Source organism: Kitasatospora sp. MBT63 (genome assembly GCF_000710465.2).
In the GTDB taxonomy this organism is placed as follows: Bacteria; Actinomycetota; Actinomycetes; order Streptomycetales; family Streptomycetaceae; genus Kitasatospora.
This window is the reverse complement of sequence record NZ_JAIZ01000606.1, coordinates 1-9,449: the sequence shown is the minus strand read 5'-3', so window position 1 is coordinate 9,449 and position 9,449 is coordinate 1. Positions and strand designations below refer to the sequence as shown.

General features: G+C 72.9%; 11 protein-coding genes and 1 tRNA gene. 8 read left to right on the top strand and 4 right to left on the bottom strand.

What is annotated here, in order from left to right; translation table 11 throughout:
• Positions 1-1,223 (bottom strand): MFS transporter (locus tag AA75_RS31840; RefSeq protein ID WP_051813860.1); only part of this gene is annotated, 1,223 nt, incomplete at its 3' end.
• 97 nt (positions 1,224-1,320) lie between these two features.
• Positions 1,321-1,899 carry a TetR/AcrR family transcriptional regulator gene (locus tag AA75_RS31835; protein WP_051813859.1) on the bottom strand — a complete coding sequence of 193 codons (579 nt, stop codon included), beginning with the start codon at positions 1,897-1,899 and terminating at the stop codon, positions 1,321-1,323.
• Between the two features lie 192 nt (positions 1,900-2,091).
• Here AA75_RS31835 and AA75_RS31830 point away from each other — a divergent pair, with 192 nt between their 5' ends.
• The 6 genes from AA75_RS31830 to AA75_RS31810 all read left to right on the top strand — a co-directional run bounded on the left by AA75_RS31830 (position 2,092) and on the right by AA75_RS31810 (position 6,643).
• The gene (locus AA75_RS31830) at positions 2,092-2,415 is read left to right on the top strand and encodes a YciI family protein (RefSeq protein WP_033823804.1); all 324 of its coding nucleotides are present in this window, start codon (positions 2,092-2,094) and stop codon (positions 2,413-2,415) included.
• The gene (locus AA75_RS31825; RefSeq protein WP_033823803.1) at positions 2,412-3,665 is read left to right on the top strand and encodes an RNA polymerase sigma factor; all 1,254 of its coding nucleotides are present in this window, start codon (positions 2,412-2,414) and stop codon (positions 3,663-3,665) included. Before AA75_RS31830 ends, AA75_RS31825 begins: the two co-directional genes overlap by 4 nt.
• Before the next feature lie 194 nt (positions 3,666-3,859).
• A complete protein-coding gene (locus AA75_RS31820) occupies positions 3,860-4,333 on the top strand; it encodes a hypothetical protein (protein WP_033823802.1) in 474 nt (157 codons plus the stop codon).
• 279 nt (positions 4,334-4,612) lie between these two features.
• Positions 4,613-4,709, top strand: a tRNA-OTHER gene (locus AA75_RS48225).
• A gap of 459 nt (positions 4,710-5,168) precedes the next feature.
• Positions 5,169-5,567: a hypothetical protein gene (locus AA75_RS31815; RefSeq protein ID WP_149038495.1), complete on the top strand. Its 399-nt coding sequence runs from the start codon at positions 5,169-5,171 to the stop codon at positions 5,565-5,567.
• A 164-nt stretch (positions 5,568-5,731) separates the two neighbouring features.
• Positions 5,732-6,643 carry an aldo/keto reductase gene (locus tag AA75_RS31810; protein ID WP_033823800.1) on the top strand — a complete coding sequence of 304 codons (912 nt, stop codon included), beginning with the start codon at positions 5,732-5,734 and terminating at the stop codon, positions 6,641-6,643.
• 41 nt (positions 6,644-6,684) lie between these two features.
• Here AA75_RS31810 and AA75_RS31805 read toward each other — a convergent pair whose 3' ends face one another.
• A complete protein-coding gene (locus tag AA75_RS31805) occupies positions 6,685-7,140 on the bottom strand; it encodes a hypothetical protein (protein ID WP_063794479.1) in 456 nt (151 codons plus the stop codon).
• 290 nt (positions 7,141-7,430) lie between these two features.
• Here AA75_RS31805 and AA75_RS31800 point away from each other — a divergent pair, with 290 nt between their 5' ends.
• Together AA75_RS31800 and AA75_RS31795 are read left to right on the top strand one after the other, a co-directional pair.
• Positions 7,431-7,808: a hypothetical protein gene (locus AA75_RS31800; protein ID WP_149038494.1), complete on the top strand. Its 378-nt coding sequence runs from the start codon at positions 7,431-7,433 to the stop codon at positions 7,806-7,808.
• 123 nt (positions 7,809-7,931) lie between these two features.
• Positions 7,932-8,432 carry a VOC family protein gene (locus AA75_RS31795; RefSeq protein ID WP_033823798.1) on the top strand — a complete coding sequence of 167 codons (501 nt, stop codon included), beginning with the start codon at positions 7,932-7,934 and terminating at the stop codon, positions 8,430-8,432.
• Between the two features lie 18 nt (positions 8,433-8,450).
• Here AA75_RS31795 and AA75_RS31790 read toward each other — a convergent pair whose 3' ends face one another.
• A complete protein-coding gene (locus AA75_RS31790; RefSeq protein ID WP_033823797.1) occupies positions 8,451-9,386 on the bottom strand; it encodes an NADP-dependent oxidoreductase in 936 nt (311 codons plus the stop codon).
• Positions 9,387-9,449 lie beyond the last annotated feature (63 nt).

Genomic DNA, 9,449 nt, shown 5'->3' with positions numbered 1-9,449 from the left:
CAGGCGGTGCGGGGCCGACGGCGGGCGGTGCGGGTGAGGCCGGCCAGGGTCAGGGCGATGACCGTGACGGCGTAGAGCGAGACGGCGGTCTGCAGGCCGTACAGGTTGGTCAGCAGTCCGGCGAGGACGGCGGGGATGCTCATGGCCAGGTAGCTGAGGACGTAGTAGGCGGCGAGGGTGCCGGCCCGTTCGGCCGGGGCCGCCGGGGGGAGCAGCAGGCGCAGGGCGGCCTGGGTGACGGCGCCGAAGCCCGCGCCGGCCAGGGCGGTGCCGGCGAACAGGGCGGCGAGGCTGTGCAGGTGCGGACCGCTGAGGGTCAGCAGCGCCCCGGGGATCAGGAGCGCGCTGCCGCCGAGGCTCACCGCGCGGGCGGGCAGCGACCGGGCGGCGTGACCGGCGAGGCCGGCGGCGGCCGTCAGGGTGAAGAAGACCAGACCGCCGGTGGCGTGGGGGGCATCGGGGGCGATCAGGTGGGCCAGCGAGGGGCCGAGCGAGGAGTAGAAGCCGCCCAGTGCCCAGGCCGCGACGATCCCGGGCGCGGCGAGTGCCATGGCCGGGCGGGAGGCGGGTGCGACGGTGACGGCGGGGAGCAGCGAGCGCCAGGCGCCGGGCCCGCGGCGCACTGTCTCGGGGGTGAGCAGCACCGCGGCCGCCTGGACACCGAACAGGACGAGCAGCAGCAGGTAGACGGTACGGGTGGGGGCGGGGGCGTACTGCACGAGGGCGGTGGCGGCGAGCACGCCGGCCGCCATTCCGGCCACGGGTGTGATGCCGTTGGCGGCGGTCGCGCGGCCCGGGCGGTCGGGGTCCTCGAAGTCCAGCAGGGCGGCTCCGGCGGCGCTGGTCGCCACACCCGTGGCCAGGCCCTGCAGGACCCGGGCGGCGATCAGCGCGGCCACCCCCTGGGCGGTGGCGAAGGCGGCCATCGACAGGGCCTGGGCCGCCAGCGCCCCGGCGAGCACCGGGCGCCGTCCCAGGTGGTCCGAGAGCGTGCCCGCGGTCAGCAGGGCCACCAGCAGGGCGAGTGCGTACGCGCTGAACACGACCGTGAGCGTCATGGCCGAGAAGTGCCAGGCGGCCTGGTAGAGCGCGTAGAGCGGGGTCGGGGCGCTGGAGGCGGCCAGCAGGCCGACCAGGATCGAGGCGTGGAGCGGGAACGCGGCGCGGCGGCCCAGGACGGGAAGGCGGCGGGAGCGGGGCGGCCGGGCGGTGGCGCTGGACATGGGAGGCACCTCTGAGCCTTAAGGCGAATGCTTTGCGTTAAGCACTCTAGGCTCGCGCCGCATCGAAACGCAAATTCTTAGCTTTTAGCTCTGGCGCTCAGCCTGCGGGCGCGGCTCCGGCGCGGCCGAGCGCCGTCGCCACCAGGTGGTCCGTGAAGTCCGCGGAGAGATCCGACGGCCGGAACAGGATCCGGTACATCAGCGGCGCCACCACCACGTCCAGCAGGCTCTCCACGTCCGGCACGGCCTCCCCCCGGCCGGCCGCCCGCACCCCGATGACCTTCAACTGGTCGGCGGCGTAGTCCGAGCAGCGGGCGGCGTTGCCCTGCTCGGGATCGCCCAGCAGCGCATCGCGGATGTACGTGCGGCCAGCCGTCGAGGACATCTCCTCCGCGAACTGCACCACCCACGCCTCCAGATCCGCCCGCAGGCCGCCGTGATCGGCCGGCGGGGTGTCGGGGCGCAGCCGCTCGACGGCCACATCGGACAGCAGCTCCCGCAGGTCCCCCCAGCGCCGGTAGACCGTCGACGGCGTGACCCCCGCGCGGGCCGCGATCAGCGGCACGGTGAGCGCGTCGCGCCCCAGTTCCGCCTCCAGCTCCCGTACCGCCTGGTGCACGGACTGCTGGACGCGGGCGCTGCGCCCGCCGGGGCGTGTGGTCGCTCTGGCATTCATGCGCCCCAGCTTAACGCGAAGGAGTTGCGTCTGGTGGCCCGTCGCGCGGCCACCAGGCACGCCCCGGGCGTGTCACGGCGGAAGGTCCTCGAAGAAATCCCGGCGGTGGTGTCGGATCGGGGCGGAGGCGTTCGTAGAGAAGGTGAGCGGCCGCCCGGCAGGGGCGTCCCCGAGACCCAGGAGATGTCCGCGATGCAGTACCTGTTTTCCGTGCTCCACGACAGTCCCTCGTTCGGCACCGATGCCGAGATGGCCGCGATCGACGTGTTCAACGACCGGCTGCAGACCGAAGGCCACTGGGTCTTCGCCGGCGGTCTCGGACAGCCCGACACGGCCACGGTGATCGACAACCGCGGCGAGGAGACGGTGATCACCGACGGGCCCTACCTGGAGTCGAAGGAGTACCTCGCCGGCTTCTGGATCATCGAGGCCCCCGACCTCGACGTGGCACTCGCCCTGGCGACCGAAGGCTCGAAGGCCTGCAACCGCAGGGTCGAGGTCCGACCGATCCTGTGACCGCGACCCACGTGCAGCAGGCGCTCACCCGGGCCCACCACGACGAGTGGGCCCGGGTGGTCGCCACCCTGACCAGGCGCTTCGGCGACCTCGACCTCGCCGAGGAGGCGGCGGCCGAGGCGTTCGCGACCGCCGTCGAACACTGGCCCGCCGACGGCGTACCGCCCAACCCCGGCGCCTGGCTGACCACCACCGCCAACCGCAAGGCCATCGACCGGATCCGGCGAGAACACAAGCGGGACGGCAAACAGAAGGAGGCCCAGATGTCCTTCGGCACCCCGCCCGAGCCTCCCGGCCCCGTCGACGACGACCGGCTCCGGCTGATCTTCACCTGCTGCCACCCCGCGCTCGCGACCGAGACCCGCGTCGCGCTGACACTGCGCATGGTCGGCGGCCTGACCGTGGCCGAGATCGCCCGCGCCTTCCTGGTGCAGGAGAGCACCATGGGACAGCGGATCACCCGCGCCAAGACCAAGATCAAGGCGGCCCGCGTCCCGTACCGGGTACCGTCCGCGGCGGACCTGCCCGCACGCGTACCCGGCGTGCTCGCCGTCCTCTTCCTGATCTACAACGAGGGCTACCTGGCCACCGGCCCGGACACCGATCCCGTCCGGCACGACCTGACCGCCGAGGCCATCCGGCTCACCCGGCTGCTCCGCGACCTGCTGCCGCAGGACGGCGAGGTGGCCGGGCTGCTGGCACTGATGCTCCTCACCGAGGCCCGCAGCGCCGCCCGCCTCTCGCCCGACGGCGAACTGATCGCCCTCGGCGAGCAGGACCGCACGGCCTGGGACCAGGCGCAGATCGCCGAGGGCCACCGGCTGGTCCGCGAGCGGCTGGCCACCGGCGAGGCACCCGGGCGCTACCAGCTCCTCGCGGCGATCAACGCCGTGCACACCTCCGCCCCCACCGTCGCCGACACCGACTGGTCACAGGTCCTCGCCCTGTACGACCAGCTCGCCCGCCTCGACCGCTCACGGATCGTCGCCCTCAACCGCGCCATCGCGGTCGCCGAACTCGACGGCCCCCAGGCGGCCCTGGCCCTGGTCGACGCGCTCGCGGACGACCTGACCACCTACCACGCCTACCACGCGACCCGCGCCGACCTGCTGCGCCGCCTCGGCCGCGGACAGCAGTCGCGAACGGCCTACGACCGCTCCATCGCCCTCGCCGGCAACACCGCCGAGGCCGCCCACCTGACCCGACGCCGCGACCAACTGGCCCGCCCGGACGAAGCGGTGGCGGAGTAGACCGGGGGAGTTGCTGCCGTAGCCGGTAAGGAGGCAGCCTCCAGCAGCCCCGACCTATCCACGGCCTGATGCTGGACCATGGCGTACCGGCCGTGGCGCGCGTGTGGCCAAGGCGAGCGAGGCCGTGAGCCGGCATGACACCCTGAGGCCGGGCAGGAATCGGCCGGTCACAGGACCACCGCAGGAGCGAGCAGGTGCAGTATGTCGACCTCGATGCCCGACTCGGCGAGCTCGTGGGGCTCATCGACCCCAGCCGCTACCTCGAGGTTCTGCCGGAACTGAATGCGAGCCTGCCCGCGGGCGCCTGGGCGTTCGCCGCAGACCAGGCCCATTACGAGTTCACCGGACGGCGCTGCGTGAAGGACCTGACGATCCAGCAGGTCACCGCCCTCGAAGGCGGTCGCGACCTCGTCCTCCATCTGCGCCACAACTGCTGGAAGCACGACGAGGACCTGGTCATCCGCTACACCGGGGTGACCGACGTCCGGGTCGAGAACCCGGACGGGCCCTCCACCTGGGGCGCTCTCGGCACGCTGATCCTCGACGAGATTCTTCCCCACGACCAGGGCTGCACCCACGAGATGGCCTTCAGGGCCGGGTCGGCCGTCGTCACGTGCAACGACATCACCGCCACCTGGGTCGCGGCGGACTGCCCCGGGACCCGGTAGGGAGTCACGGCAGCGGCCGTGCCCGGGGGAGGACCCAGCGGCGGAGGTCGGGGAGCCGGCGCCCAGCGGCCCGCCCCTCGCCCGCATCTACGACTGGCTGGACGAGACCCTGAGGCACCGCCCCCGGCCGGCCAGGGGAGCGGGCGGGACTCCGGGCGTGGCAGACGGGGGCAGGCGGGGTCAGCTGCGGGTCAGGGTGAGGTCAGGGCGGGGTCAGCGGTCGCGGGCAGAGTGGTGCTCGTGAACGGCGCCGGGGGCGGACTCCGGGGCCGGGAGCTGGGAGAGGTGCCCGGAGTGGTTGATCGGGGACCAGGGCCTTCGGGTCCGGATCGGGTGCCTTCGGGTGCCCACGCAGGTTCGAATCCTGCCCTCTCCGCCGCCACGGGCCGCCGCCACGGGAGGCAGGCCCAGCCCGGCCGCGTCAACGCGTCGTCCGGTGATGTCACCCGCGATTTCGCCCACCGCCGCCCGCACCGCCCGAGCTGCTGCGCCGCCCCTCGTGGCCCGGCGGATCCCGGTCCTGGGGCCGATGAGGCACCTGGACGGCGGCGGGGCCTCGGTCGCGGTGGGCGTGCACGGGCGTGCACGGAGTGACGGAGGTCTCTTGTCGACACACGACCATCATGGTTTGATCACGACGTTTCGTGTGAACGGCCACCGGCGACGACGGTGCGCCGAACAGATGTACGAGCACCTCGCGTGTGCGGGTGCTGTTCCGGGGGTGATGGGCGTGTACGCGGACACTGGTGGCGCCGGCGGCGGCTGCGAGCCGACTCCGGCGGAGCTTCGGGAGCTTCAGGCGCGTGCCTACGCGCTGGCGCGGGACGTCGGCGCGATGCGTGAACGCCTGAAGCAGTCGGGCCTGCCACGCGGCGTACGGGGATCGCTGCCCGGCACGGTGGACGACGCCCTCCAGCAGACGGCGCAGCGGATCGGGACGGCGGCCGAGGGCCTGGCCCGGGTCCGGGCCGCGCAGTGGTCGGGGTCGTGCACCGCGTGGTGGGGGATCTGCCCGACCTGCGGGCCGACCCTGTGCGCGGAGGGCGGCCGCTCGTGGTGCGCGGAGTGCGGGGCCCGCTGGGGGTACGACCGGTCGCAGGGACCGTGCGGGGAGCCCGGGGCCTACCTCGCGCTGGACACGATGGGCGGCACGGCGCTGGTCTGCGCCGGACACGGCCGCCACATGCAGGAGCGTCTCGACGGCGGCCTGCTGCTGGCCATCCCCACCCCGTAGACCCGTCGCGGCGCCGACCACTCGACAGGTCCAACGGTCGGCCGGTGACGGTTCGTTCCCGATCCGGATGTGATCTTCCACCCGGCCCGCGGCCCTGTCGCGGCACCCCGCGAGCACCCCATACTCCGGACCTGACGGAACGACGGTCAAGGCGGAGGAGCACGGTGAGCGCAGCAGCGGCAGCAGGGACCTGGCGGCTCGGGGACCTGGAGGTGAACCGGATCGGCTACGGCGCGATGCGGCTGACCGGCAACGGCATGATGGGGAACTCCGGCGGTGGGCCGGTCGACCGCGCCGCCGCCGTCCGGCTGCTGCACAGTGCGTTCGGGCAGGGCGTCGACCACGTTGACACGGCGGCCTTCTACTTCTCGCCGCTCCGCTCCGCGAACGAGATCATCAATCGGGCGCTGTCCACCTGGACGGAGCACGTGGTCGTGGTGACCAAGGTGGGCCCGGGGCGCACCCCCTGTGGTGAGTGGCAGACCATGGCCCGCCCGGACCAGCTGCGCGGCCAGGTCGAGGAGAACCTCCGCCAGCTCGGCCGGGACTGCCTGGACGTGGTGAACCTGCGCCGCAACGGTCCCGGAACCGACTCGATCGCCGAGCACTTCGGTGCCCTCGCCGAACTGCGCGAGGCCGGGCTGGTCCGGCACCTCGGGCTCTCCAACGTCCGGCCGGAGCACGTCGCCGAGGCGCGGACGATCGCGCCGGTGGTCTGCGTTCAGAACGCCTACGGCCTGGACTGGCGCGACGCCGACGGCAGCGGGCTGGTGGACCTGTGCCGGGAGCAGGGCATCGCCTTCGTCCCGTTCTTCGCCGTGTCCGGCCTGCAGCGCGAGGCCGCCGCGGCCCGGGAGCAGGACGCGCGGGTGCTCACGGTCGCCCGCGCCCACGGTGCGACGGCGGCGCAGGTACGGCTCGCCTGGACCCTGCACCGAGGTCCCCACGTGCTCGCCATCCCCGGCACCACCAACCCGGCGCACCTGGCCGAGAACGTCGCCGCCGGCGCCCTGCGCCTGTCCGAGGACGAACTCGGCCTCCTCGACCGCCCGACCGACGCCGCCGCCACCGGCTGACCTCGGCGGCCCGGGCCGGCCGCTGACGTCCGTTGCGGCCCTCAGGCGAACCACTTCGGGGAGAAGACCGCCACGCTGAGCACGAAGAGGGCGACGAGCCCGAAGAGCGTCAGGCCGACGGTCCACACCTTGAAGGAGCTGAGCCGGGTCAGGAGGTTCAGGAACGGCCCGCCGATCGAGCTCTCGTCCCGGAGTTGCTGGAAGGCCGCGCCGTGGACCTGGGCGTTGGGGAAGTAGCTCTCCTCGTAGGACTTCAGCCACTCCGCGTCCGCGATCTCGCCTTTGCGGTGCTTGGCGATGAGCTGGACGGAGAGGAAGGAGGTGGCCATCGAGAGAAGCGAGGCGATGATTCGGGACAGGCGGCTGCTGTCGCCGAGGGCGATGGAGAAGAGGAAGGCCTGAGCGGTCAGGCTGAGGACCGGGACCTGCCAGAGCAGGTTATCGAATTGGGTTCGCCTGGCCGCCACAACTTGATAAACCTGGTCATTTCTGTCCACCGGCGGAGATTATCAGGCCGGTCGGCTCTCGCGGGTGGAAATGCTTTGCCTGATGCTAAGTCAATCGGGCTGGCTGGTGGGCCAGTTCGGTCCGCGGCAGAAGTCGCGGCGGGAGTCGGGGCGCGGTGAGGTCGACCGGAGCGGTCCGGCTCCGGCGCGTTGGTGCTCGCAGGTGCCGGGCAGGGCGGGCCGGGCGGCGGTGGTCTCGGCGGGCGGTATGGGTGCGACGATGGCGTGTGACTTGGTACGGGGTGGTTGTTCTGTTGATGCCCGTCGCTGCGGTGGGGACCGTGTTCGCCGCCGGGCGGTTGCGTGCGCGGTTGGGTGAGGTGGTGAGGCGGCCGGTCCCCCGGGTGGTGAAGCCGTTGGCGGTGTCGAGCGGGTTGCTCGCCGTCGCGGCGGCGCTGTCGTTCGCCGGTGCGTGGTCCGCCTTCTCGCCGGGCCTGTATCCGGACAAGACCTGTATGGCGCTGACCGGTTACCGCGAATTCCCCGACTCGTCGGGCTCGCTGCCGCTGAGCACGGTGTGCCACGGGGTCGAGACGGTCCCCGGCTGGGTCAATCCCGTGCTGGGATCCCTGGCCGGCGGCGCGCTGGCCACGGGGGCCGCCGCGGCGGCCGGGTACGCCGGCTCGTGGTCCGGCCGTCGGGCGACGCGGACCGCCTGAGCCCCCCCCGGACCTGCGCAGGGGCCCGTGCGGTGCGGTGCCGGGCGGTACGGCGTGGCTGCGGCGCCCGGGCGGACCGCGGGTCCTACCGTCGTCGGCAGGACCGAGAGACGGAGGACGGGCATGCCGGCACAGAAGATCACCACCTTCCTGTGGTTCGACCACCAGGCCGAGGAGGCCGCGCAGTTCTACACGTCGCTGTTCCGGGATTCCCGGATCCTCGAGGTGCAGCGGTACGGGAAGGTGGGCCCCGGTGCGGAGGGCTCGGTGATGACGGTGCTGTTCGAACTCGCCGGGCAGCAGTACACCGCGCTCAACGGCGGCCCGCTGTTCCCGTTCACGGAGGCGATCTCACTCCAGGTCAACTGTGACGACCAGGCGGAGGTCGACCGGCTGTGGGCGGCCCTCACCGAGGGCGGGCGCGAGAGCGACTGCGGGTGGCTGAAGGACAGGTACGGGCTGTCCTGGCAGATCACCCCCCGACGGCTGACCGAGCTGCTGGGTGCCCCGGATCCGGCCGGGGCCCAGCGGGTGATGGGGGCGATGCTCCGGATGCAGAAGATCGACATCCAGGCACTGGAGGACGCCTACGCGGACGGCGGCGGGACCGGCCCGGCCGCGTAGGCGCCGACCATCGGGTGCTCAGGACGCGATGCTGAGGACCGTCCGGCCCCGGGCGCGGCCGCGCTCCACCTCGGTGAGGGCGTCGGCCGCGCGCTCCAGCGGGAGGACCGTCCGGACGACGGGCCGCAGTTCGCCGGAGGTCACCAGCTCGGCGATCCGGGTGAGCTGGGCGCCGTCCGGACGCATGAAGAAGGCGTTCGCCTCGACGCCCCAGCGGGCCTTCTTGGCCTCGGCGTCCTGGATGAAGACGATCGACACCAGGGTGCCGCCCGGCTTGAGCAGCGGGAAGGACCGGTCCTGGGTCTCGCCGCCGACGGTGTCGAGGACCACGTCGACCGGCTCGACGACCTCGTCGAACTTCTCGTTGCGGTAGTCGATCACCTGGTCTGCGCCCAGCGACCGGGCCAGCTCGATGCTGTCCGGGCTGACGGTGGTGACCACCTCGGCGCCGAGGTGCTTGGCGATCTGGACGGCTGCGGCCCCCACCCCGCCCGCACCGGCGTGGATCAGCACCCGCTGCCCGGCCAGCAGGCGGCTCTGCTCGGTCAGGGCCTGCCAGGCCGTCAGCGCGACCAGCGGCAGCGAGGCGGCCTCCTCGAAGGACAGGGTGGCGGGCTTGGCCGCCACCAGGGACTCGTCCACGGCCACGTACTCGGCGAAGGCCGCGCCCACCCGGGGATCGACCCGCGCAAAGACCTCGTCGCCCACCGCGAAGGCGGTGACCGCCTCGCCGACCGCGGCGACCACCCCGGCGAGCTCGTTGCCGAGCACCCGGGTGTGCGCGAGGCCCTCGGGCTGCATGAAGCCCTTGACGATCAAGTGGTCGATCGGGTTGACCCCGGCGGCCCGGGCCTCGATCAGGACGTCGCGCGGTCCCACCGCGGGAGCGGGGACGTCACTGAGCGTCACGGTCTCGGCGACGGGGCCGTAGCTGCTGATGGTCACTGCCTTCATGGTGCGTTCCTTGCGTGTGCGGAGGTGGGGTGAGGGTGTGTGGTGAGGGGGTGGGGGGAGGTG

Coding starts and splice junctions, on each gene's coding strand:
- AA75_RS31830 (WP_033823804.1), top strand. CDS start 2,092: ATGCAGTACCTGTTTTCCGTGCTCCACGACAGTCCCTCGTTCGGCACC.
- AA75_RS31835 (WP_051813859.1), bottom strand. CDS start 1,899: ATGAATGCCAGAGCGACCACACGCCCCGGCGGGCGCAGCGCCCGCGTC.
- AA75_RS31790 (WP_033823797.1), bottom strand. CDS start 9,386: ATGAAGGCAGTGACCATCAGCAGCTACGGCCCCGTCGCCGAGACCGTG.
- AA75_RS31795 (WP_033823798.1), top strand. CDS start 7,932: ATGCCGGCACAGAAGATCACCACCTTCCTGTGGTTCGACCACCAGGCC.
- AA75_RS31815 (WP_149038495.1), top strand. CDS start 5,169: ATGCGTGAACGCCTGAAGCAGTCGGGCCTGCCACGCGGCGTACGGGGA.